This is a genomic window from Kribbella antiqua (assembly GCF_004345665.1).
Classification (GTDB): Bacteria; Actinomycetota; Actinomycetes; order Propionibacteriales; family Kribbellaceae; genus Kribbella; species Kribbella antiqua.
In genome coordinates this window covers 343944-369156 of sequence record NZ_SLWR01000003.1, presented here as the reverse complement: position 1 = coordinate 369156, position 25213 = coordinate 343944, and the positions used below count along the sequence as shown (strand labels likewise).

General features: G+C 67.6%; 19 protein-coding genes. 9 read left to right on the top strand and 10 right to left on the bottom strand.

The features are described from left to right. Positions 1-121 precede the first annotated feature (121 nt). From EV646_RS11150 to EV646_RS11140, 3 genes are all read left to right on the top strand, one after another. The gene (locus tag EV646_RS11150) at positions 122-1330 is read left to right on the top strand and encodes an MFS transporter (protein ID WP_241995751.1); all 1209 of its coding nucleotides are present in this window, start codon (positions 122-124) and stop codon (positions 1328-1330) included. Between the two features lie 8 nt (positions 1331-1338). Continuing rightward, on the top strand, positions 1339-2586 hold the full coding sequence (locus tag EV646_RS11145) for a DUF445 domain-containing protein (protein WP_132147132.1): 1248 nt from the start codon (positions 1339-1341) through the stop codon (positions 2584-2586). A gap of 144 nt (positions 2587-2730) precedes the next feature. Further along, positions 2731-5520, top strand: coding sequence for a PQQ-dependent sugar dehydrogenase (locus tag EV646_RS11140; RefSeq protein WP_132147129.1), 2790 nt, complete (start codon positions 2731-2733; stop codon positions 5518-5520). Between the two features lie 228 nt (positions 5521-5748). Here EV646_RS11140 and EV646_RS11135 read toward each other — a convergent pair whose 3' ends face one another. The 3 genes from EV646_RS11135 to EV646_RS11125 form a co-directional block, all read right to left on the bottom strand. Then, positions 5749-6705 carry a GlxA family transcriptional regulator gene (locus EV646_RS11135; RefSeq protein WP_132147126.1) on the bottom strand — a complete coding sequence of 319 codons (957 nt, stop codon included), beginning with the start codon at positions 6703-6705 and terminating at the stop codon, positions 5749-5751. Between the two features lie 9 nt (positions 6706-6714). Further along, on the bottom strand, positions 6715-7455 hold the full coding sequence (locus tag EV646_RS11130) for a D-Ala-D-Ala carboxypeptidase family metallohydrolase (protein ID WP_132147123.1): 741 nt from the start codon (positions 7453-7455) through the stop codon (positions 6715-6717). A gap of 116 nt (positions 7456-7571) precedes the next feature. Next, a complete protein-coding gene (locus EV646_RS11125; RefSeq protein WP_132147120.1) occupies positions 7572-8324 on the bottom strand; it encodes a sugar phosphate isomerase/epimerase family protein in 753 nt (250 codons plus the stop codon). Positions 8325-8467: 143 nt separating this feature from the next. On the opposite strand from EV646_RS11125, the gene rarD reads away from it, so the two are divergent. From rarD to EV646_RS40580, 6 genes are all read left to right on the top strand, one after another. Continuing rightward, the gene (gene rarD / locus EV646_RS11120; protein ID WP_199236928.1) at positions 8468-9385 is read left to right on the top strand and encodes an EamA family transporter RarD; all 918 of its coding nucleotides are present in this window, start codon (positions 8468-8470) and stop codon (positions 9383-9385) included. Between the two features lie 97 nt (positions 9386-9482). After that, entirely contained in the window at positions 9483-11543 is a 2061-nt protein-coding gene (locus tag EV646_RS11115; protein ID WP_132147114.1) for a PhoX family protein, read from the top strand. 81 nt (positions 11544-11624) lie between these two features. Continuing rightward, complete coding sequence (locus EV646_RS11110) at positions 11625-12107, top strand: RrF2 family transcriptional regulator (protein WP_199236927.1); 483 nt, start codon at positions 11625-11627, stop codon at positions 12105-12107. A gap of 39 nt (positions 12108-12146) precedes the next feature. Next, positions 12147-12827, top strand: coding sequence for an MFS transporter (locus EV646_RS11105; protein ID WP_132147111.1), 681 nt, complete (start codon positions 12147-12149; stop codon positions 12825-12827). Between the two features lie 27 nt (positions 12828-12854). Then, positions 12855-13310: a cupin domain-containing protein gene (locus tag EV646_RS11100; protein WP_132147108.1), complete on the top strand. Its 456-nt coding sequence runs from the start codon at positions 12855-12857 to the stop codon at positions 13308-13310. A gap of 118 nt (positions 13311-13428) precedes the next feature. Next, positions 13429-15360 (top strand): HNH endonuclease signature motif containing protein, encoded by a 1932-nt coding sequence (locus tag EV646_RS40580; RefSeq protein WP_199236926.1) that lies wholly within the window; start codon positions 13429-13431, stop codon positions 15358-15360. Positions 15361-15602: 242 nt separating this feature from the next. Here EV646_RS40580 and EV646_RS11090 read toward each other — a convergent pair whose 3' ends face one another. From EV646_RS11090 to nuoL, 7 genes are all read right to left on the bottom strand, one after another. Then, positions 15603-17726 carry a bifunctional serine/threonine protein kinase/MFS transporter gene (locus EV646_RS11090; RefSeq protein WP_132147105.1) on the bottom strand — a complete coding sequence of 708 codons (2124 nt, stop codon included), beginning with the start codon at positions 17724-17726 and terminating at the stop codon, positions 15603-15605. 95 nt (positions 17727-17821) lie between these two features. After that, positions 17822-18448, bottom strand: a complete 627-nt coding sequence (locus tag EV646_RS11085) for an NPCBM/NEW2 domain-containing protein (protein WP_206752039.1) — start codon at positions 18446-18448, stop codon at positions 17822-17824. Between the two features lie 132 nt (positions 18449-18580). Next, positions 18581-19102: a hypothetical protein gene (locus EV646_RS11080; RefSeq protein ID WP_132147099.1), complete on the bottom strand. Its 522-nt coding sequence runs from the start codon at positions 19100-19102 to the stop codon at positions 18581-18583. A gap of 110 nt (positions 19103-19212) precedes the next feature. Continuing rightward, positions 19213-20235, bottom strand: coding sequence for a polyprenyl synthetase family protein (locus tag EV646_RS11075; RefSeq protein ID WP_199236925.1), 1023 nt, complete (start codon positions 20233-20235; stop codon positions 19213-19215). Then, on the bottom strand, positions 20232-21821 hold the full coding sequence (gene nuoN / locus EV646_RS11070; protein ID WP_132147097.1) for an NADH-quinone oxidoreductase subunit NuoN: 1590 nt from the start codon (positions 21819-21821) through the stop codon (positions 20232-20234). The genes EV646_RS11075 and nuoN overlap by 4 nt, the downstream gene beginning before the upstream one ends. Next, positions 21818-23341, bottom strand: coding sequence for an NADH-quinone oxidoreductase subunit M (locus EV646_RS11065; protein ID WP_132147094.1), 1524 nt, complete (start codon positions 23339-23341; stop codon positions 21818-21820). Before EV646_RS11065 ends, nuoN begins: the two co-directional genes overlap by 4 nt. Continuing rightward, positions 23338-25209, bottom strand: coding sequence for an NADH-quinone oxidoreductase subunit L (gene nuoL, locus EV646_RS11060; RefSeq protein WP_132147091.1), 1872 nt, complete (start codon positions 25207-25209; stop codon positions 23338-23340). Before nuoL ends, EV646_RS11065 begins: the two co-directional genes overlap by 4 nt. Positions 25210-25213 lie beyond the last annotated feature (4 nt).

Genomic DNA, 25213 nt, shown 5'->3' with positions numbered 1-25213 from the left:
GGGGCCGAACCGCCAGGCCATCACAACCGAGCCAAGCGCGGGCACCGGCGCTCATGGCCGGCAGCGAGCGCCACTTGTGATGGCCTGGCGGTCCGCATCGCGGCCTCTGCGACAATCAGGCGTGACAACTTCGGTAACTCCTGACACGACCGCCCGGCATGTCGGGCTGGCGCTGTTCGCGCTGGCGACCGGCGGATTCGCGATCGGGACCACCGAGTTCGTCACGATGGGCCTGCTGCCGCAGATCGCGGACGGGGTGGGCATCTCGATCCCGACCGCTGGTCATGTCGTCTCGGCGTACGCGATCGGGGTCGTCGTCGGTGCCCCGGTGATCGCGGCGCTGGGAGCGCGGACCGGGCGGAAGCGGCTGCTGCTGGGGCTGATGGCGGTGTTCGTGCTCGGCAACGTGCTCTCGGCCGTTGCCTCCAGCTACGAATTCCTGATGGCCGCCCGGTTCCTGACCGGCGTGCCGCACGGCGCGTTCTTCGGGATCGGCGCGGTCGTCGGCGCCTCGATGGTGCCGGCCAGCCGGCGGGCCTGGGCGGTCTCGATGAGCATGGTCGGTCTGCCGGTCGCCAACGTCATCGGCGTACCGCTGACCACGCTGATGGGGCAGAAACTCGGCTGGCAGGCACCGTTCCTCGCGGTCGGCGGGCTCGGGCTCCTCACCCTCGTCGCGGTCTGGTTCTGGGTCACGCCGCAGCCGGTCGGCAGTGACGTCAACGTCCGCAGTGAGCTAAGCGCGCTGGCCCGGCCGCAGGTATGGATGGCGCTGCTGGTCGGCATGGTCGGCTTCGGCGGGATGTTCGCTACGTACTCCTACATCACGCCGACGATGACGGAACTGGCCGGTTTCTCCGAGGCCGCGGTCACCATCGTCCTGGCCGTGTACGGCGTCGGCATGACCTGCGGCACCGTGATCGGCGGCCGCCTCGCCGACCGCAATCTGATGGCCAGCCTGTACAGCGGCCTGATCGCCGTGATGGTGGTGCTCGGTACGTTCGGCTGGCTCGCGCAGACCAAGCCGACCGCGTTCGTCGGAGTGTTCGCGATGGGGTTCTCGGCGAGCATCCTGGTCCCGGCGCTGCAGACCCGCCTGATGGACGTCGCACACGAAGGCCAGTCGCTGGCCGCGTCCCTCAACCATTCGACCCTGAACATCGCGAACGCGCTCGGCGCCTGGCTCGGCAGCGTCGTACTGGCCGCCGGCTACGGCTACGAATGGCCCAGCCGAGCCGGTGCCGCACTCGCGGCGGCCGGTCTGATCCTCGCCCTGGTTTCCGGCTTGATGGATCACCAGACACGACCTCATCACCGCCGACTTGGTTAGATCGGTGTATGGCGACAATGACGTTGGGTGCCGCTGACGTCGTACGGCGGCGTGGGCTGCGGCAGATGCGGATGGTGGCGCTGTCGTTGCTTGGGCTGGCGGCGGTGATCTATGTGGCCACGCTGCACCGCGACGGCGGCTGGGGATATCTGAACGCGGCGGCCGAGGCGGCGATGGTGGGTGCGCTGGCGGACTGGTTCGCCGTCACCGCGCTGTTCCGCCACCCGTTGGGATTGCCGATCCCGCACACGGCGATCGTGCCGACACGGAAGGACAGTCTGGCCGAGAGCCTGGAGCAGTTCGTCACCGAGAACTTCCTGTCCAAGGAGGTGGTGGCGGAGAAGATGCGCACCGCCGAGGTGAGCCGCCGGGCCGGTGAGTGGCTTGCCGCCGGCAACCACGCCGAGCGGATCGTGGCCGAGGGCGCCCGGACCATCGGCGCGGCACTGCCCAGGCTCGGCGACGAGGACGTGACCGCCTTCGTGCAGGGGTCGTTGCTGCCGCGGTTCGTCCGGGAGCCGCTGAGCCCGATCGCCGGGCACTTCCTCCAGTCGGTGGTCGACGACGGCGCCCACCACGCGTTGTTCGATCTGCTGATGGTCGAGGCGCACGACTGGCTGCGCGACAACCGGGAGATCCTGACCGAGGTCGTCGGTCCGCGGGCGCCGCGCTGGTCGCCGCAGTGGGTCGACCGGCTGGTGATCGACCGGATTCATCGCGAGGCGCTGGCCTGGCTGGCCGACGTACGGGACAACCAGTCGCATGCGGCCCGGCAGGCGGTCGACCGGCTGCTCAGCCAGCTCGCCGACGACCTGCAGAACGATCCGGAGATGATGGCGCGGTTCGAGACGTTCAAGGGCCGGATGCTGACGCACCCAGACATGGGATCCAGCCTGACCGCCGTGTGGGACGCCGTACGCAAAGCACTCATCGAGTCGATCAACGATCCGTCGAGCACCTTGCGAGTACGCGCGACCACAGCGCTACAGGATCTCGGTAAGCGGCTGCAGAACGACGACGAGCTGAGGACGAAGGTGGACGTCCGCGCCGCCGAGGCGGTCGGCTATGTCATCCGCACCTACGGCAACGAGATCGTCTCTGTGATCTCTGACACCATCGAACGCTGGGACGGCCGCGAAGCCGCCGCCCGGATCGAACTCCACGTCGGCCGCGACCTCCAGTTCATCCGCATCAACGGCACGGTGGTCGGCGCCCTGGTCGGCCTCATCATCCACACCCTCAGCCAGCTGCTCTGACCCGTTCGGGCAAAAGACTGGCGCGGCGGCGCTCGGCCATGAGAGCGTAACCATCGCCCCCCACAATCAAATCGCAACATTCGCCGCGTCACCTGCATCTAAGCGGGTGACGCTGTTCCGCCTGGGGTAAGTGGGGATATTGGTATGAGATTCACTTGGCTGCGCTCTGGCGCGCCTGCGACCAGTCGACGAGTGCGGCCGAGGACAATGATCGCGGCGCTGATCGCACCAGTGCTGCTGGTGACCGTGGTCCAGGCGACCAGTCAGGATTCCGCCGACGCCGCGGTGTCGATTCCGACCGGCTTCACGCCGGTACCGATCCCGACCGGTCAGCCCGAAGGCAATCTGACGAACTTCGAGTTCCTGCCCGACGACCGGGTGCTGACTCTTGGCCGGGACGGCCAGGTCACGGTCGTTTCGAACGACGCGCCGCCGAGAACGGTCACCACGATCCCCAACGCCGCACACACCGGGGACCTCGGTGCGCTCGGCCTCACGCTGGCGCCGGACTACGCCACCACGGGGAAGCTCTACGTCCTGTACGCGCGCGACACCGCGGACGGTCGCGTCCTCCGGGTCTCCCGCTGGACGGCCGAACCGGCGGCCGACCCGACCTCGCTGACCGGCGAGGAGGTCCTCCTCGAGACACCGCTGCTGACGAGCATCTACCACGGCGGCGGAACCGTCCTGGTCGCACCGGACGGCAAGCTCCTGGTCAGCATCGGCGACAACGCCGCGCCGATGACGTCGGCGAACCCCGAGGCCATGCGAGCCCAGAACCTCGACGTCCCGTTCGGCAAGGTCCTGCGGATCGATCCGGCCACCGGCGCCGGTGTAGCCGGCAACCCCTACTTCAACGCGGCCTCCCCGTCGTCGTGGCGGAGCAAGGTGTACGCCTACGGTCTCCGCAACCCGTTCCGGATGTCGGTCGACCCGACGAACGGTCGCGTGATCGTGGGAGACGTCGGCTGGAGCTCGTACGAGGAGCTCAACTCGTTGACCGCGGGCGCCAACTACGGCTGGCCGTGCTACGAAGGTGTGGCCAAGCAGGCGAAGTACTCGGCCACGGCAGCATGCGGACCGATCTATACGCAGTCGGTCACGGCACCGCTGTACTACTACTCGCGGGCCGGCATTCAGGGCTCGATCACCGGTGGCACCTGGTACACCGGTACGTCGTACCCAGCGGCGTACCAGGGCGCGTACTTCTTCTCCGACTACTCGCAGCAGAAGCTCTGGACGATGATGATCGATGCCCAGGGCAAGGTGACGCGCGCGCCGGAGACCTCGGGTTTCGCCACCGGCATCGGCGGCCCGGTCGCGATGAAGACCGGTCCGAACGGCGACATCTATTTCGCGGACATCATTTCCGGCAATCTGATCCGGCTGCGCTACTCGGCCGGCAACCGCGCACCGATCGCCCAGGCCGCCACGACCGTGGACCCGGCGACCCTGACCGTCAGCTTCGACGCCTCGACGTCGTACGACCTGGACGGCGACAACCTCACCTACGCATGGGACTTCGGGGACGGTTCGCAAGGTACGGGCGCCGTGGTGACGCACACCTATGCGGCTGCCGGGAAGGTCACTGCGAAGCTCACGGTCACGGATTCGTTGGGACTCACGGCGACGAAGGACATTGTCGTCGTGCCGAACAACCATCCGCCGGACCTCACGCTGAACGGGCCTGACAAGAAGTACGCCGTTGGTGACACGGTCTCGCTGAGTGCTTCGGCGACTGATGCCGAGGACGGTCCGCTCCAGGTGTCCTGGCGGACGGATCTGATTCACTGCGCCCCCGATGGTGGGTGCCATCAGCATCCGGGGCAGACCAGCACTGGAGCGACGTACTCCGATCTGTTTGATGACCACGGTGACATGACCACCATGCAGGTGACGGCCTGGGCGACGGACTCGGACGGGACGGTCACGCAGCAGGTGTACAAGGCGGAACCGGACCTGCGCACGCTGACCGTGGTGGCTCCGGTCCCGGTGCTCATCAACGGTGACCAGCGGGTCAGCGTGAAGGTGACCGTGGGCTCCCACAACGAGCTGGCGCCGCCCGCCATGTCCGGGACCCAGGTGTTCACCAACTGGTCCGATGGTGGGATGCGGACGCGGTCGCTGACGATGCCTGCGAGTGATGTGATCCTGACCGCGAACTACGCCAAGTTCGTGCCCGGCCGGTACGCCGACTACAACGGTGACGGCCGTACCGATCTCCAGGTCTTCCAGCCCGGCACGACCACCTGGCTGGACCGCAACTTCCACACCCTTCAGCACGGTGCGGCCACCGACATCCAGGTCCCGGCCGACATCAACTCGGACGGACGAACCGACATCGTGAGCTGGCGGCCTTCGGACGGTGTCTGGCGAGCACGTGGGTTCGCCGAGGCGCAGTGGGGCGCGAATGGGGACATGCCGGTTCCGGGCGACTATAGCGTCGACGGTCGTACGGATCTCGCGGTCTGGCGGCCAAGCACCGGCGACTGGCTGGTGCGGAACGTCATGACGGTGCGGTGGGGCCAGAAGGGCGACATCCCGGTGCCTGGCGACTACAACGGCGACGGCAAGCTGGAAACCGCCGTGTTCCGTCCGTCGACGGGAATGTGGTGGATCCGCGGCAAGTCAGCAATCCACTGGGGCGAACCCGGGGACATTCCGGTCGCGGGTGACTTCATCGGCGACAAGAAGACCGAACTCGCGATCTGGCGTCCGGCAACTGGGACCTGGTGGATCAACGGCCGCACCGCCCAGCGCTGGGGCGAGACCGGCGACATCCCGCTCACCGGTGACTTCACCGGCGACGGCAAGACAGACCTCGCCATCTGGCGCCCCTCAACCGCCACCTGGTGGATCAACGGCCAGCCCGCCGTCCAATGGGGAACTCCCACCGACAAGCCGATCCCCCGCCCCCTCGGCTCTCTCAAGTAACACGTGTTCTGAGGTTGCGGGCTTCGGCGTCGGCGCGGGTCATCGTGAGACCGGCTTGGGGTTGTCACCGTAGCGGTTGGGGGTTGGGGTGCCGTTGAACACGGCGTACTTCTTGAGGGCAGTGATGAACCACGTCATGCCCTGATCGTGCGGAGTGACGTCGGCAACCAGATCCGGAAGGACGTGATCGCGTCCGGATCTGTGGGGAAACCTGCCGGATTCCTGGGGTCAGGCCGGCGCGCGGCGGTACTTCGACGGAGGTACGCCGTACCGGTCGAGGAACGCCTGGCGGAGGGACTCGGTCGACCCGAAGCCGCATTGCCGGGCGACCGCGCCGAGGGGCAGCTCGGTCGACATCACCAGGTGTGCGGCGGCTTCGGTCCGGACGCCGCGGACGTACTGCGCCGGCGTCTGCTCGACGTGGGTCAGGAAGAGCCGCGACAGATGCCTCTCGCTGACACCGGCGAAGCGGGCCAGCACCGGCGTGCTGAGGTCGCTGTTCAGGTGGCTCACGATGTGGTCGCGAAGACGTCGTACGAGGAGATCGCCGCTCAACCGGGTCGCCACGAACATGCTCATCTGGGACTGCCCACCCGGCCGCTGCAGGTACGCGACCGTGCCCATCGCGACGCCGCGGGCCAACGCCTCGCCGTGGTCCTCCTCGATGAAGGACAAAGTGAGGTCGAGAGCACTCGTCACCCCACCCGACGTCGCCACCTGCCCGTCGCGGATGTAGATCGGGTCGGCGTCGACCTGTACGTCGGGGTAGCTCTCGGCGAGCTTGTCGGCGTACATCCAATGCGTGGTGGCCCGGCGACCAGTGAGCAGACCCGCTTCGGCGAGCACCGTCGCGCCCGTACAGGCCGATGACACCCGGCGGGCGAGCGCGGCCAGGCGTCGTACGTGACCCACCAAGCGAGGGTCCGACGCCGCCTCCTCGTGGCCGAGCCCTCCGGACACCATCAAGGTGTCGAAAGGCTCGTTGAACCGCTCGAGGGCCTCGTCCGCCTGCAGCTGGATACCCGAGTCACAGGTGATGCTGCGCCGGCCCAGCGTCAAAAGCATTGCCCGGTACGGCGGACTGGCCCCGATCCGGTTCGCGATGTCGAGACACGACGTCACACAGGCGATGTCCAGCAGCTCGACACCGTCGTACGCCACCACGGCGACCAGACGTTCGTCCATCCGCTCACGCTAGATCCCGCAGTTCGGGGCGTCCCAGACGTTGCTGCTGCGGATATCCACGTGCGTGTGGTCGTTGTGCCCTGGGTAACCGGGCCCGAAGATGCCGCCGAAGCCGTGGTTGCGGGCTTGTTTGGCGAGGGTGCAGAGGGAGTGGACGCCGACCAGGTCGGCCGCGCGGCCGTACAGATGCTGGCTGTTGCTCGCACCGCCGACCGAGTTGTTGCACGCGGTGCTGCGGAATCCGCTGGTGATGTTCAGCGGCTGGTCGCCGAGCGCGTGCCGCATCGCCTCGAGCTGCCACATGGTCTGCAACGCGTTCGCCTTCGTCGCCGCCTCCGACAGCGGACCGCCGTCGTACCCGGAACCACCGCAGCCGTCGTCCAGCTCGGAGTAGGTGAAATGGATCGGCGTGCAGTCGTCGTCCTGCAGCGCGTAGATCTTGCTGAATGTCGCCGGCCCGGCGATCCCGTCCGAGCCCAGCCCGTACGCCGACTGGAACCGCTGTACCGCGGCCTTGGTCGCCGGGCCGAAGGCGCCGTCGGTCGCCAGATGCCCGCCGTACCCGGGGTAGCCCGCGACGCGGATCTGCAGCTGGCGCACGTCCTCGCCGCTGGCTCCTTCGCTGAGCGTGCGACCCCAGGTGTAGCAGCCGTCGGCATGCGCCTCGGTCGCGGTCAGGACCTGGCTGGTGGTGAGCGTGGCGGCGAACAGCAGGAGTACGGCGAGAAGCCGGGGAATCGACCTGATCATGGATACCTCCGGGGCGGTGAAGGAACCTGTCACCGGCCAGCATCGCGTCACAATCCGCCCGTTGGCCAGTACTCAGCGAAACTTTCCGCCAACGCCAGGCAACCAGCTCCGACTATTCAGACCCAGCTGTGCAGGTCCGCTGCGTCTTTGGCCAACTGTTCCGGCGAGTCATCGGCGACGAACTCCAGCAGGGCGTTGATCTCCCGGGGTTCGGCGGCGAGCCGTTCCAGGACCCGGCGCCAGAGCGACTCGCGAGCTGCCAGCGGGAGGCGGGTGCTGGAGGGCCACCAGGAGAAGACGTGGACCGTGCTCAGCCACGGCATCAGGGCCTCGAGTTGCCCCAGGCACTCGGCGTCCCCGACGTCGACCGGCGGCTGCCAGTAGGTCTTGAGGTTCGGGGCGCCGACGTCGAGCAGCAGGGTGATGGTCGAGTCGACCTCGTCGGTGAGCGTGTTGCGGTGGAACTCCATCGCGATCTCGATATCCGACCCGGCCGCCATCTCCGCAAGCTCCGCGAGACCGCGGGTCACCGCCATCCGGTCGCCCACCCCCGCTTGCGCCGTACCGACGTTGCCTGCCCAGACGCGAATCCTCGGCGCACCGAGCGCGGCGGCCGTGGCGACGGCCGAGCGCATCTCCTCGCGGTCGACGCTGCCGGCCCGCAAATAGGAGCCGTACGCCGCTATCGCCAGCCCACGCTCCTCCGACAACGCCTTGACCCGCCGCGCGACCGGCAGATTCCCGAGCGGGACATGGACGTCGCCACCCCACTCGATCGTCCCCAGCCCAGCCCTGGCCGCCACGTCCACCACCTCATCGGCCGTCAACTGGCGGAACGTCACCGAGACCAGACCGGTCCTCACACCCACGCGAGCCTCCTCGTGTCCACCCCTCCATCCAACCGCATCACACCAGCCCACCAACTGGTGCAGCCGCCAGTGGACGCCGGCCCGTCTCACGTCATGAGCAAAGTGGTTGGATGCCACTGTCCGTCGGGCTTAGGGTGTGGGTTGTGCCAGAACAGCGGAGAGGGTTCGCCTACGGCCTCGCCGCGTATCTGATCTGGGGCCTGTTTCCGCTCTACTGGAAGCTGCTGGAGTACTCCGGTTCGATCGAGGTACTCGCGCATCGGGTGGTCTGGTCGATGGCCACGATCGCGTTGCTGGTCGTCGTACTGCGGAAGTTCGGCACGGTGAAGGCAGTACTGCGGGAGCCGCGGCGGCGGTGGCGGTTGATGGCGGCCGCCGTACTCATCTCGGTGAACTGGGGCACCTACATCTGGGGTGTGCACAACAACCGGGTGGTCGAGACGTCGCTCGGCTACTTCATCACTCCGCTGTTCACCGTGTTGCTCGGCGTCCTGGTCCTCAAGGAGCGGCTGCGAACGTTGCAGTGGACCGCGCTCGCGATCGCCTTCGGCGCGGTGATCGGATTGACCATCGAGAATGGGCGGCCGCCCTGGGTGGCACTCGTCCTGACTTTCTCGTTCGGGCTGTACGGGCTGGCGAAGAAGCAGGCCGGCGCCGGGGCGATCGAGGGGATGGCGATCGAGACCGCTACCGTCGCCCCGGTCGCACTTGCGGCGATCGTCGTACTGGGATTGCAGGGACAGTCGACGGTCGCAGATCACGGCGCCGGCTACCTGGCCGTGGTGATGCTGGCTGGGCCGATCACGTCGCTTCCGCTGGTGCTGTTCGGCGCGGCCTCGACGCGGGTGTCGATGACGACGCTCGGCCTGCTGAACTACATCACGCCGAGCATGCAGTTCGCGCTCGCCGTACTGCTGTTCCACGAGGCGATGTCGCCGATGCGGTGGGCCGGCTTCGGGCTGGTGTGGTTCGCTCTGGCAATCTTCACCTGGGACAGCATGATGCAGCGGCGCCGGATCCAGTCGCTCGCGCGGACCGCGGTCACTGCCTCCGCAGCGTGACTGCTCCATTCCTCCTTGCTACTTAGGGCAACCTAAGCCTCACGACGTTCACCTGACCTTCACTCAGTTACCGCCTGACCTCCCTAGGGTCCCGAGCGTGACCAAGTTCCTGCCGCTGATCAGTCAGATCGGCACCCGCCACGGATCCCGTAGTTTCCGCACTTGCGAGCTGAAGTGCGCCAACCAGTGTGACCACCCGGAGCCGAACACCTCCGGCAACGAGCACATCCAGACGGTGATGCGGTCCGCGTTCTCGCGCCGCAACGTGCTGAAGGTCGGCGCCGCTGGTGTCGCCGCCGCCGGTGTCGCATCGCTCGCGGCCAACCTGCCGGCCGCCGCCGACCAGCCGGTCTCCGGTTCCGCCGCCGGCAACGGCGACTTCCCCGGCTTCGACCGGCACGGTGCGCTGACGCACAGCGTCGTACCGCCGAACCGCAAGGACGACATCGTCATCCCGGCCGGCTACGAGCAGGGAGTCATCATCAAGTGGGGCGACCCGGTCGTGCCGGGTGCGCCGAAGTTCGACCCGTACAAGCAGACGCCCGAGGCGCAGGCCAAGCAGTTCGGGTACAACAACGACTACACGATGATCGTGCCGCTCCGCGACGACCGGAAGGCGCTGCTCGTCTGCAACCACGAGTACACCGACGAGAACCTGATGTTCCCGACCGGCAAGTACGACGCCGCCACGATCGCCCGGATCGGTCTGGCGGCCCACGGTCTGACCGTCGTACAGATCGAGCGGGTCGGTCGCAAGGGCCAGTGGGTCCGGGACAAGGACCTGTCCCGCTACAACCGCCGGATCACCGCCACCACCAAGTTCGAGGTGACCGGACCGGCCGCCGCCGACAGCCGCGTCGGAAAGGTTGCCTTCGGCACCTTCGGCAACTGCGCCGGCGGCGTCACGCCTTGGGGCACCATCCTGTCCGGCGAGGAGAACTTCAACGGCTACTACGACGTGACCGGCACGGTCCCGGCGGAGTACGTCGACAGCTACAAGCGGTACGGCGTCCCGACCACGGTGACCAAGTCCGCCCGCCAGTGGAGCACCGTCGACGCGCGGTTCGACCTGACCAAGACCCCGACCGAGGTGTTCCGGTCCGGCTGGGTGGTCGAGGTGGACCCCTACGACCCGAAGGCGGCGCCGAAGAAGCGCACCATGCTCGGCCGGCTCAAGCACGAGGGCGCGACCACCACGATCACCGCCGACGGGCGGATCGCGGTGTACCTCGGCGACGACGAGAAGGGCGAGTACATCTACAAGTTCGTCTCGGCCGGCAAGTACGACGCGAAGAACCGGAAGAACAACTTCGGCCTACTGGACGAGGGCACCCTGTACGTCGCCAAGTTCACCGGTGACGGCGCCGAGGACGGCCTTTACGACGGCATCGGGCAGTGGATCCCGCTGACCACGGACAAGAAGTCGTTCATCGACGGCATGTCCGTACAGGAAGTGCTGATCAACACCCGGGTCGCCGGCGACAAGGCCGGGGCGACGCGGATGGACCGCCCCGAGGACGTCGAGCGCAACCCGGTGAACGGCCGGATCTACGCGGCGCTGACGAACAACGACAAGCGCGGCAGCACCTTCGCCGTCGACGAGGCGAACCCGCTGGCGAAGTCGCACACCCGCGACACCCTGGACAGCCCGCTGATCGAGAAGGCCGGCAACCGGAACGGGTACATCCTCGAGATCAGCGAGGAGGGCGACGACGCGGCCAAGACCGGCTTCTACTGGACCCTGTTCCTGGTCTGCGGTGACCCGACCGCCCAGGAGACGTACTTCGGTGGGTTCGACAAGACCAAGGTGAGCCCGATCTCCTGCCCGGACAACGTCAGCTTCGACGGCTCCGGCAACCTGTGGATCTCCACCGACGGCAACGTGCTCGGCTCCAACGACGGCATCTTCACCGTCCCGGTGGCCGGCCCGAACCGCGGCCAGGTCAAGCAGTTCCTGTCCGTGCCGTTCGGCTCCGAGGCCTGCGGCCCGCTGGTCTCCGAGGACGACAAGACCGCGTTCGTCGCCGTCCAGCACCCGGGCGAGACCGACGACGCCACCTTCGAGAAGCCGACCTCCACCTGGCCGCACACGGACAACTTCCCCCGTCCGGCCATCGCCTGCGTCTGGCGCAAGGACGGCGCCCGCGTCGGTAGCTGAGGTTCTCTTCGGGAGGCCCGGCGGCGGCTTGCTGCCGGGCCTCTTGACTCCTGCTATTCAGGACATCTAATATCCAGAACCATGAAGATGAACGAAGGCGTCGAGTGGGCGATGCACAGCTGCGTGAACCTCAGCTGGCTGCCCGGCGAGGCGGTCACCGCCAAACGACTCGCCGCCTTCTACGACCTCCCCACGGCGTACCTGAACAAACAGCTCCAGGCGCTCACCCGGGCCGGCATCCTCTCCTCGACCTCGGGACCGAAGGGCGGCTTCCAGCTCGCGCGGGATCCGCGCAACATCACGTTGCTGGACATCCTGACCGCGATCGACGGCGCCGACGACGCCTTCCGCTGCACCCAGATCCTGAAGGCCGGGCCGGGCGCGGACCCGAAGGCCGACTACCGCGAGGTCTGCCTGGTCTCCCAGGCGATGCGGGCGGCCGAGCTCAACTACCGCCGCGAACTCGCCGGCCAGACCATCGCCGACATCGTCACCCGCGTCGAGGCCCAATCCCCCGCGGCCCCGGAGAACACCCGCACCTGGTTCGCCAACCTCAAATCCTGAGGCTCCCCCGGCCGTCCTTTTCCCAGGAGTTGATTCTGGATGTCTAATATCCTGAATAAGCCGCCTATTCTCGCGTTGCTCGCGTTCGCACAGCTGATCATCGCGCTGCCATTGGGATTGCTGAAGGTGCGGAACCTGCGCACCGGCGTGCTGGTGATCACCATGTTCGCCGCGACGCTCGGCCCGCTGCTGTACTTGGAGACCGTCTACTTCCAGGACGTGCACGGTTACAGCGCCCTCGAGACCGGGCTCGCGTATCTCGTTCCCACCGTCGCGATCTTCGTCGGCGCCAACCTGGGCGGCCGGCTGGCGACCCGATTCGGCTTGCACCGCATCCTCGCCGTCAGCTTCGCCGTAGCCGGAGCCGGCACCGCGTTCCTCGGCCTGCTGCTTTCGATCTCGGCGTCGTACGCCGTACTCGTGCCGGCACTGCTGATCCTGGGCCTCGGCCAGGGCAGCGCCTTCACCACGATGTACGCCGCTGCGTCGACAGCTGTAGCGGCCGAATACCAAGGCATCGGGTCCGGGACGGCTTCGACCGGCCAGCAGCTCGGCAACGCCGTCGGGCTCGCCGTACTCGTTGCTATCGCCAACCAAAGCAGCACCCCCGTGCAGGGTCTGCGAACCGCTGTTCTGCTCAGCGCGGTCGGCGTGTTTGCCACTGCCGTTCTCGCGCTCACCGGCCGGCGTCGCGTCCAAGCTCTTGCCCTCAGCAACTGAAATCCCAGCCACAGAAGGAGCATCAACATGACCGTTCTGATCCGCGCCGCCGAGGCCGAGGTTCTGTCCGCGAGCGGTGTCACGCTGTTCGCCGACGTCCCGGACACCAACGGCCACCTCACCAGCCACCGGTCGATCTTCAAGCCCGGCAAGGAAGGCGCTCCCCCGCACCAGCACAAGGAAGCCTCGGAACTCTTCTTCGTCCTGGCCGGCTCGCTCCGCGTCCTGACCGGTGACGACATCATCGTGCTAGGGCAGGGCGACTTCCTCGTCGTACCGCCGAACACCCCGCACGCCTTCGAGGCCGCCGGCACCGAGGACACCGAAGTCCTCTTCGTCCTCACCCACGCCAAGCCCCGCTTCGAGTACTACCGCCTGCTCGAACGCGCGTACCGCGGTGAGGTCGACTTCGCGGAGCTCGCTGCAACCAGCGACCTCTACGACAACCACTACGTCGAGAGCACCGCCTGGTCTCGACGCTGACTACCCGTTTTCGGCGTCGTCGCGGTGTGAGATTTGTTCCTGTGGACAGCCTGAATCCTCTTGTTTTGCAGGGGATTCCGGCTTGGGAACTGTCGGTGGTGATGCCTAGAGTGGCGGCATGGAGATCCTCGGCGAACGGCCCGCCTGGTCGATGAACGACAGCGAGAAGCTGTCGCGCCTCGACGCGACCGTCGCCGTGATCGGTGGGCTGACGACCTACTACCTGCAGCTGATCGCCGACCTCGACGCCTCCGGATACGCCAAGGAGATCGGCGCCGGCGACACCGCCCGCTTCCTGTCCGAGCGCTACCTCATCGACGCCGCGGTAGCCCGTCGCGACCTGCGCCTGGCCAACGCCCTCCCCAAGTACGACGCCGTCTCCGCCGCCCTCCCCGGCCCCGCGGCCCCATTCCCGGACACCACGGCCCACGCAGCCGCCGACACCGATCATTCCGGCGCCGATCATTCCAGCGCCGGCCCCGGTGCCGATGACTCTGATGCCGATGACTCTGATGCCGACGACTCTGATGCCGACGACTCTCGTGCCGACGTCCCGGGTACCGACGACCCGGGTGCCGACGACCCGGGTGCCGACGACTCTGGTGCTGATGGCAACGAATCCGGCTCCGATCCGGTGCGGCCGATCAACCCCGCACAAGCCAACGCCATCGTGTCCGCTCTCGAAAAGGTCCCCAACACCGTCCCCGCCGAAGACCTCCGAGCCGCCGAAGAACAGCTGATCATCCTCGCCCGCACCTTCACCCCCGGCCAACTCCGCGACGCCGGCGCCCGGATGCGCAAGATCCTCGACACCGACGGCCCCGAACCTGACGAGAACCGCGCCTACAACCGGGAGTCCCTGACCATGCAGCCCGCGGACAACGGCGTGAAGTTCCGCGGCTACCTCGCCAACGACAACGCCGAGCTCTTCCGCACGTTGATCCACGCCAACGCCAAACCCCACAAAACCATCGACGGCGCCCTGGACCCCCGCCCCCGCGACAAACGCCAAGCCGACGCCCTCACCACCCTCCTCAACACCGCCGCCGCCGTAACCCTCACCACTTCGGCCCAGGGCGACCGCAGCACCACCCCCACTCCGCGGAACGACGAGCAACGTCCCAATGGCTCGACGCAAGACACCAACCTCCGTGCTGCCGCCTGGCCCCCGGACGACGACCACCAGACCAGCACGTCCGCGACAAGCCGGTCCCCTCGCTCCAATCCGAGCACCGCCACAAGCTCCCACGGCACCAGTAGCCGTGACACTCTCGACCCCAACCCCACCACTGCCACCGACGCCGACCGCACCACTGCCACCGATCCCAACCCCACCAGCTCCGGCACCGCCGCCGTCGGCTCCACCGCCACCGCCACCGGCCCCAGCGGCTCCTACATCCCCGGGCACGGGCCGAAGGCGCATCTGACCATCACCATCGACTACCACGCTCTCAAGACCGCGACCGCCGACGCGCTCGGTAGCACCGTCTTCGGTGAAGACTTGTCAGCCGCCGCCGTACGCCGCCTTGCCTGTGATGCGCAGGTGATTCCGGTGGTCCTCGGCTCGAAGTCCCAGCCACTGGACGTCGGGACCACCAAGCGCCTCGTCACCGCACCCATGCGGCTGGCCCTCAACGCCCGGGATCGCGGTTGCGTCGTCTGCGGCGCACCCCCGATCCAATGCGAAGCGCACCACCTCGTCCACTGGATCGACGGCGGCGAAACGCGCGTCGACAACCTCGTCCTGCTCTGCAAGCGCCACCACCTCGACCTCCACTCCGGCCACTGGCACATCCACATCACCGCGGGCATCGTCCACGTCACCCGCCCGGGCTGGACGAATCCCGCGCCGACACCTCTCGGCAAATACAAACCGCCCAGCTACATCCCCCACACCGCCCAGCCCGCAGGTGAAGACCCGCCGGGAGGACCCGTCACGCCCATTCCCTTCCCCTCACCAAACGAACCAACAGCGTGGCCGCCAGACGACACCTCCGCCCAACCGACCCCGTGGACGGACACACCACACATCCCCCGTCGTTCCGCCTGACCTCAGCAGCCACCGGCGCGACCACAGTCCTGGCAGGAGGAGACCACACCTGTCGCGGAGGACCTCGCCCGGGCCGGTTCGCCGCCTTCTTCCGCAGAATCGCGACGGGTCGGGGTTGTTGTAACGCGGCGCGTACTGCACCGCGTACGGCATGAGCCGGCTAGCTGTGATGTCCAGGGACGTTGGTCAGTCGGGTGAACGGTGGGTGGTCGGCCTCCCCGCGGTAGCTCAGCGAGCGTGGACTAGCGGCGCGGCTTCTGGCTCTCGATTTCACGCACCAGCTCGGCGGCCAGCGCCTCAACTTGGTCCGCATCGGGTTCGCCACCAAGAGCTTCGCCCCGCTCGAAGTCCACCTCCAGTACGAGGTTGTCGATCCGGACCTCGACGGCGATGCCGAGAGTGTTGTCCTTAGAGGTGATCATGCCATCGTACGAGCGTCGGATTGCTTCGTCGCCGAGTTGCAGGGGGACGATGGTCTTCCCATCCCGTTCCGCCATGTCCCGCCCGTACTGAAGATGTCCGGCCGCGCGCGAGTTGGCGTACGTGTTGACGATGATCCTGAGCTCGGCGCTGTTGTCGCCGTCGTCACCAATCAGCGTCCAGTGGCATCTGGCGTGGTCGGCGTTGGAGTACGCGTCCACCGCCGGCGGGTCGGTGATGAACTTCGCGACGCTGTCCTGCGACAGCGCGTCCACCGAGCAGATATCCGGCGCGGATGTGAAGTCGTCCAGGCTGTCGACGTAGTGCACGGTGGCCTGGACGCCGACGACGACCGGGAGGACGAGTGCGACCGCTGCAGTGGTGGCCGGCGCCCACCGCTTCGGCCTGCCGGAGATCGACGCGGCACGTACGGCAGGTATGCCCAGCAGCGCGGCCACAACCACGACGATCCCGGCGCCGGCGAGGGTCATGATGACGTAGTTGCCGCCGACCGCATCCGTCGCTCTGAGCCAGAAGTACACGCCCGCAACAGCACCGCCGAGCAGGAGTCCGGCAAAACCCGAAGCCCGATAGGCGGTGGTCGCCCGGTCGAGCCTCGCCGCCGGTACGACGCGCTGCCGCAGGGAACGGGACAACCGGAGCCAGGCCGCGAACATCACCAGCGCGACCCCGGCGAGAATGACAGCGACCGGCGAACTCGTCCCCGCCAGGAGGCCGATCGCGCCGAGCGACTCGCCCATCAGCAACGCACTCCCGGTCAGCGCCGCGGGGACGCCGATCCACTGTGCAAGGCGAGGGGCCAGCAAGGCACCGAGCCCGCCGCCGAGCGCGAACGCCACCATCAGTCCGGCGAAGAGTCCCACCGGCATCCCGTCGGTGAGGCCGTAGCCGATGAGAGCTACCAGCGCCCCGGCCGCACTGTTCAGCGCCGCTACTTGCCAGGTGAGCGCACGCACGACCGGCTGGCTCGGGACCGGAGATCCCGGCTCGGAGCCCCGGTCGACCAGGGTGCTTCCGTCGTGCAGCACCTTGGTCGATCCGCCGAACTTCTCGGTCGGCTTGTCCGCGTCGGCGAGCTGGACGGTCGGATTCTCGAAGGTCGGATAACCGTCGGCAATGGCAACCAATTGAGGCTTGGCCGTCTCTGCATCCAGGCGCTGCGCAGGGTCTCGTTCCATCAAGCCGGCGATGACCGGCGCGAGCGGACCGGCATGCTTCGGTGGTGCAGGATCGCGGGTCAGGACGGCCGCGATCATCGCGGGCAGGTCGTCGTGGTCGTACGCGTGCTGTCCCTCGACGGCGTAGTACAGAGTCGCACCGAGCGCCCACAGATCTGCCGGCGGTCCGTGATCGCCACTGGAAAGCCGCTCCGGTGCGATGTAGCCGAGGGTGCCGGTCACGATGCCGGTGCCGGTCAGGGTGCGGGTGGCGCCGGCGACCGAGGCGATGCCGAAGTCGGTCAGCATCCAGTTGCCGTCGGAGCCCTGCATCACGTTCTGCGGCTTCACATCCCGATGCAGCACACCTTTGGCATGGGCGGCCGCAAGCGCGTCGACTAGACGCGCGCCGAGCTCGGCCGCGCGGCGCGGGCTCAACGGCCCGTTGGTGCGGATCGCCTGATCAAGCGACCGGCCAGGGAGCAGACGCATCACGATCCACGGCGCGCCGTCCTCATCCAGTACGTCGTGGATCGTGACGATGCCCGGGTGGTCGAGCCCGGCGGCGGCACGCGCCTCCCGCCGCGCCCGCTCCTGCAGCTTGTCGCGCTCCTCCGGGCTCAGTCCCTCCGGAATCCGCAACTCCTTCACCGCGACCTCGCGATGCAGGGCGTTGTCGAACGCCTTCCAGACCGTCCCCATCCCACCAACGCCGATGGGCGGCTCACTCAACACATACCGGCCCTCGGCCAAGGTGCGCTCACTCACCCACCAGACCCTAGCCGCGCCCGGTACCACAACCACCTGCTAAGTCACCGAAAGGTCACAAAGAGCACGCCTCCGACCAAGAGCAACTCCGGTCTTCAGCTCGCGTAGAGTCGAGGATCTCCCCAGGCGGCGGCGCCGGCTTGGGTGCAGTTCTTGCCCGCGACGACGACCGCTTCGAGTTCTATCGCATCGGCATGGTTGAGCGGGACCTTCAGCTCACGGGCCTGGTACTTGCCGAGGACAACGGGTTCGGTCGCGGTTCGGCTCGTGCCGTCGGTGACGTATGCCGTGAACTTCACCTTCAGAGTGGCGTCCTGCCCACGATCGATCAGGCCGATCACAGCACTGAACTGTGTGTACCGACGGGACAGGTCCCAGGTCGCCGACGCCTTCTGCGAGCAGCTGCCGAGCCATCGATAGAGCCCGTCGCCGAACCGCCGTCCATGGATCGCGAAGCTGCCTTTGGTGAAGGTGCCATCGATCGGAGACTGCTCGGCCAAACTGTCCCCCGCACCGTCGACCGGAGAGGTCGTCGTCCCCACCTCAGTGGTCGACGGCGACTGCGTGACCGTCGTGGTCACCGTCGGACCGGGCACCGTCGCGACCACCGTCACCGTAGGGATGGGGACTATCGCCTCGAGCTTGCCCTGCTTGGCTGCCCAGACGGTCGCCCCCGCACCGATCAACGCGCTGATGATCGCGGCGACGATCCCCACCAGCATCGGATGTTCGAGCCTGCGCGCACCCCCGCGCGCGGTAGTCCTTGCCATGTTCCCCCCACAGAAACAACCCGGGCACCACCCGGCAGCCCGTTGGCGAACACCTTGACGGGTTTCCCCAGTGAGTACAAGGGGTCACTCACGACGCTTCGTCCTTGAGCAGTAGGTGTCAGGTGAACGTGACGTAGAGACCGGCTGCGGCGAGGAGGGTGTCGAGTACGACGCAGAACTCGGCCATTGAGAGTACGACGACGCGCTCGGTGCGGTGGTCGTAGATGTCCCAGCCGGCGTGGACGAGGAGTCGGCGGCTACGAGCAAGCCGGCCAAGGTTTTGCTGACGTCGGCTGCGATGAGGGCAACCGAAGCCAGCGCCACCATGGCGGCCGTCTGCAGAGGGCGGGCGGCCCCAGGGCGGGCGGCGCCGCGGATTACGCCGTACACGACGAGGGCCAGGGCGATGGCGAGCATCACCCAGGTTGCGTTGATGCCGTCCACGTTCGAGCCGAGGCCGACCGCGACGAAGCTGACGGCGAAGACCGGCCACGCTGCCGTACGACGTTGCAGCGCGGCTGACCCGAGGTAGACAAAGGCGGATGCGGTCACGATCGACCCGGCCTCAGCACCGCCGGCGATCCCCACCGCAACAAACGCGGCCATCTCCGCACCCGCGACTGACGGCCACCGCCGTACGATCCAAGGCCGCTGCTTTCCCACCGACTCTGCAGCGCTCACGCCGACAGCGCATCACGCAGGTCTTTCAAAAGCTTTCAGACTGAGCGGGTGGCTACCAGGTCGCAGAGGGAGTCGAGGGCGTCGCGGGCTGAGCCTTCGGGGAGGGCGGAGAGGAGTTTGCGGGCGTCGGTGGCCCGACGGCGTACGTCGTCCTCGGCCTGGCGGAAGGCGGGGTGTGCGCGGAGCAGCTCGAGGGTTTCGGCCAAGCGAGCGTCGTCGGACAGATCGGAGTCGAGCAGCTCGAGCAACCGGGCATCCGTTGGATTGGACGGATCGGCCTGGGCGCGGAAGATCAGCACCGGCAGGGTGGGGACACCTTCGCGGAGGTCGGTGCCGGGAGTCTTGCCGGACTGGCCGGACTCCGAGGCGATGTCGAGGATGTCGTCGGCCAACTGGAACGCGACGCCGATCTCCTCGCCAAAGGCTCGCAGCGACTCCTGGATCTCTTCAGATGCACCGGCGTACCGGGCACCGAAAAAAGCGGAGGTGGCGATCAGCGAGCCGGTCTTGTCCGCGACCACGGACAGGTAGTGCGCCAGCGGATCCTGGCCATCGGCAACACCAAGCGTCTCGCGGATCTGGCCCTCGACCAGCCGGCCGAAGGTACGGGCCTGAATGCGCACCGCCTCCGGACCGAGGTCGGCGACCAGGTCCGACGCCCGGGCGAACAGCCAGTCGCCGGACAGGATGGCCACCGAGTTGTCCCAGGCCGCGTTCGCGGTGGCCGAGCCGCGCCGGAGCGCGGCCTCGTCCATCACGTCGTCGTGGTGCAACGTCGCGACGTGCGTCAGCTCGACCACGACGGCCGCCTTGATCACGTCCGAGTCGGCCGGCGACGTACCGAACTCGGCCGCCAGCAGCACCAGCAGCGGCCGGAACCGCTTGCCGCCGGCAACCATCACGTGCTGCGCGGCCGCCGTCACGAACGGCGCCTCCGACTGGGTCGCGTCGCGCAACGCGACCTCGACGGATTCCAGCCCAGCACGAACCCGGGATTCGAGCGCCTCGTCGGCGAACGCGAATCCCAGGCTCTCGGCCGGCAGCGGGGTCGGACTCAACGGATGAACTCACCCGCTCGGGCCGCCAGGTCGAGCACCGGCCCGGGAACCAGACCGAGAACCACCGTGGCGGCGAGACCAAGTGCGACCGCGCTCGTGGTCTGCCAGCCGGGCAGCGCCACGTCCGGCGAGTCCGCCGGCAGGTCGGAGAAGAACATCAGCACGATCACCCGGATGTAGAAGAACGCGGCGACCAGGCTGGACAGCACAGCGACCACGACCAGAGGCCACGCGCCACCGGTCCAGGCCGCGCTGAAGACCGCCCACTTGCCGGTGAAGCCCGCGGTCAGCGGGATCCCGGCGAAGGAGAGCAGGAAGAAGGCGAAGATGCCGGCCAGCAGCGGCGACTTCTTGCCCAGTCCGGCCCACCGGGACAGGTGCGTCGCCTCGCCGCCCGCGTCGCGGACGAGCGTGACGACCGCGAAGGCGCCGATGGTCGGGAAGCCGTACGAGACCAGGTAGAACAGCACCGCCTGGGTCGAGGTGATCCCGTTGTGTACGCCGTTCGCGGCCTGCGCGACCCCGACGAACGCGGTCAGCAGGAAACCCGCGTGCGCGATCGACGAGTAGGCGAGCATCCGCTTCACGTCGGTCTGGGTGATCGCGACGATCGAGCCGACCACCATGGTCAGGATGGCGACGATCCACATCATCGGCGCCCAGTCCCAGCGGGACCCGCCGAGTGCGACGTAGAAGACCCGCATGAGCCCGATGAACGCGGCGATCTTGGTGCAGGCCGCCATGAACCCGGTGACCGGCGTCGGCGCACCCTGGTACACGTCCGGCGTCCAGGAGTGGAACGGTACGGCGCCGACCTTGAACAGCAGGCCGACCCCCAGCAGACCGGTTCCGGCCAGCAGCAGCGCCTCGCCGCCGGTGTCCGACGCGAGTACGTCGGAGATGCCGCCGAGCGACATCGTCCCGGCGTACCCGTAGAGCAGCGCGATGCCGAAGAGCAGGAACGCCGACGCGAACGCACCGAGCAGGAAGTACTTCATCGCGGCTTCCTGCGAGATCAGCCGCCGGCGCCGGGCCAGACCGCAGAGCAGGTACAGCGGCAGCGAGAACACCTCGAGCGCGACGAACAGCACCAGCAGGTCGTTGGCCGACGCGAACAGCATCATGCCGCCGACCGCGAACAGCGTCAGCGGGAACACCTCGGTGTGCTCGACCTTGGCCGCGGTGCCCTCTCGCTCGGCCTCGGACCCCGGTACGGCGGCCGCCTGGCCGGCAAAGGCGGACAGCCCGCCGTCGACCGAGCGCTCGGCGAACAGCAGCACGCTGATCAGCGTCAGCGCCAGCAGGATGATCCAGGTGAACAGCGCCGGGCCGTCGACCGAGATCGCGCCCTGCGCGGCGATCAGCTCCTTCTTCTCGCTCATCAGCATCGCGGTCAGTACGCCGGCCACGATGACGGACACCGCCGTGATCGCCAGCTGCACCATGTGCCGCAGCGGCCGCGGCAGGAACGCCTCGGCGACCACACCGACACAGGCCGCGCCGAACACGACGAGCAGCGGGGCGAGTTCGCCGTACTCGATCTTCGGCGCGGTGAAGTCCGCCAGCGGCAGAATCTGCGCGATCACTTCTGTCCCTCCGTCACGGGGATCTCCGGAGCCTTGTCAGTGACACCCACGCGCTGCATCGTCGACTCCACCGCGGGCTTGATGATGTCCACCACCGGCTTCGGGAAGATCCCCAGGCCGATGATCAGAACGGCGAGCGGCGCGATCGCGGCCACCTCACGCACGTTCAGGTCCTTCAGCTTGTCGATCCCGTCCCGGACCGGCCCGGTCATCAGGCGTTGGTACATGATCAGGATGTAGAGCGCGGCCAGCACGATACCGACCACCGCGATCACCGCGAGCACCTTGTGCCGGCTGAAGGTGCCGGCCAGCACCATGAACTCGGAGATGAACGGCGACAGGCCGGGCAGCGCCAGGCTGGACAGGCCGGCGAACAGGAACGTACCGGCAAGCACTGGCGCCACCTTCTCGACACCGCCGTAGTCGGCGATCCGCGCGGACCCGCGCCGGGAGATCAGGTACCCGGCGACCAGGAACAGCGCGGCAGTGGAGAGGCCGTGGTTGAACATGTACAGCGTCGACCCGGTCAGGCCCTGCGACGTCAGCGCGAAGATGCCCATCACGATGAAGCCGAAGTGCGAGATCGAGGTGTACGCGATCAGCCGCTTGATGTCGGTCTGGCCGATCGCGACCAGAGCGCCGTACAGGACCGAGATCAGGGCCAGCACCAAGACGACCGGCGTGGCCCACTCGGACGCGTTCGGGAACAGGCCCAGGCAGAACCGGATCATCCCGAAGGTGCCGATCTTGTCCAGGATGCCGACCAGCAGCACCGAGGTGCCCGGCGTCGCCTCAGCGGCGGCGTCCGGCAGCCAGGTGTGGAACGGCACCATCGGCGCCTTCACCGCGAAGGCGAAGAAGAAGCCGAGGAACAGCCACCGCTCGGTGTTCTGGCTGATGTCCAGCTTGACCAGGTCACTCAGCAGGTACGACGGGTCGCCGGCGCGGGCGGACAGGACGTACAGCCCGACCACCGAGGCCAGCATCAGCAGACCGCCGAGCAGCGAGTAGAGCAGGAACTTCACCGCGGCGTACGAGCGCTGCGCACCGCCGAAGCCACCGATCAGGAAGTACATCGGGATCAGCGTGGCCTCGAACAGGACGTAGAACAGGAACACGTCGGTGGCGGCGAACACGCCGATCGACAGCGCCTCGAGGCCGAGGATCCAGGCGAAGAAGGACTTCTCCGACCAGCGGCCGTTCTGCGCGTCGTTCCAGGAGGCGACGATCACGATCGGCGTGAGCAGCGCGGTCAGCACCACCAGTACGACGCCGACGCCGTCCAGGCCGAGCGCGTAGTGCGCACCGAAGGCTTCGATCCAGGTGTGCGACTCGGCGTAATCCGCGGCGCCGTTCTGCTGGTACCCGATCGCGATGACCGCGGCGAGCACCAGAGTGACGAGCGAGAACCCGAGCGCGACCTGCTTGGACAGCAGCGCCTTCGCCTTGGGCACCAGCATCGTCGCGATGGCCCCGACGAACGGCAGGAGCAGTAACAGGGTCAGCCAACCGATGTTCACGACAACCTCACCGCGAGGAGGGCGACGACCACGAATGCGGCGCCGAAGACCATGCTGAGTGCGTAGGAGCGAACGAAGCCCGTCTGGAACCGGCGGAGCCGGCCGGACAGCCCGCCGAACAGTGCGGCCAGCCCGTTCACCAGGCCGTCCACACCACGGTTGTCCAGCCAGACCAGCGTTCGGGTGAGGTACTGGCCCGGGCGCATCAGGACCGCCTCGTTCAGCGCGTCGCCGTACAGGTCACGACGGGCGAAGGTGGTGGCCGGCGAGACCTTGACCGGCGCCTCGCGCGGGATGTCCCGGCGGTACATCAGCACGGAGATCACGATGCCGACGGCAACCACCGCGAGGGTGATCAGCGTCATCACCGCCGCGCTGACCGGCGGGTGGTGCTCCTCTACGCCGACCACCGGCTCCAGCCAGTTCACGATCCAGTGCCCGGCGAAGTACAGCGCGCCGCCGGCCAGCGAGAGAGCGGCCAGGATGATCAGCGGCCACGTCATCACCGCGGGCGACTCGTGCGGGTGCACGTCGTCGGCCCAGCGCTTCTTGCCGAAGAACGTCATCAGCATCACCCGGGTCATGTAGAACGCGGTGATGCCGGCGCCGAGCAGGGCGCACAACCCGATCACCGTGTTGTCCGCGAACGCGGCCTCGATGATCTTGTCCTTGCTGAAGAAGCCGGCGAACGGCGGGATGCCGAGGATGGCCAGGTAGCCGAACGCGAAGGTGACGAAGGTGATCTTCATCGGCGTCCGCAGGGCGCCGTAGTGGCGCATGTTCACGTCGTCGTTCACGCCGTGCATCACCGAGCCGGCGCCGAGGAACATGTTCGCCTTGAAGAAGCCGTGGGTGAGCAGGTGGAAGATCGCGAACACGTACCCGGCCGGGCCGAGGCCGGCGGCGAGCATCATGTAGCCGATCTGGCTCATGGTCGAACCGGCCAGCGCCTTCTTGATGTCGTCCTTGGCGCAACCGATGATGGCACCGGCCAGCGCGGTCACCGTACCGACGATCACCACCGCGGTCGAGGCCGCGTCGGTCTGCTCGTAGATCGCGTGCGAGCGGGTCACCAGGTAGACGCCCGCGGTGACCATGGTCGCCGCGTGGATCAGCGCCGACACCGGGGTCGGGCCCTCCATCGCGTCCAGCAGCCAGGACTGCAGCGGCACCTGCGCGGACTTACCGCAGGCGGCCAGCAGCAGCATCAGGCCGAGCAGCGTGGCCCAGGTGGACGAGACGTGCTCGGCGCCGGCGTTCACTCCTGCGAAGGCGGACGTGCCGAACAGTGCCCACATGCTCATCACCGCAAGGGACAGTCCGATGTCACCGACCCGGTTCACCACGAACGCCTTCTTCGCGGCGACCGCGGCCGAGTCCTTGTGCTGCCAGAACCCGATCAGCAGGTACGACGCCAGGCCGACACCCTCCCAGCCGACGAACACCAGCAGGTAGTCGGCCGCGAGTACCAGCAAGAGCATCGCCGCGATGAACAGGTTCAGGTAGCCGAAGAACCGGCGGCGGCGCGGATCGTGTGCCATGTAGCCGATCGAGTAGATGTGGATCAGCGAACCCACACCGGTGATCAGCAGCACGAACAGGATCGACAGCGGGTCGATCAGCAGGGTGAAGTCCACCTTGATACTGCCGACCGAGAACCACTCGAACAGCCGGACCGTCTCGGATCGCTCCTCCGTCGCTTTGCCCATCATCTGGACGAACAGGACGACGCCGAACGCGAAGGAGATCAGCGGCGCCAGCGTGCCGAGCAGGTGACCCCACGCGTTGGTGGCCTTGCCACCGAGCAGCAGGATCGCCGCGGACACGGCCGGGACTGCCACCAGCAGCCACGTCAGCTCATGACTCATCGGT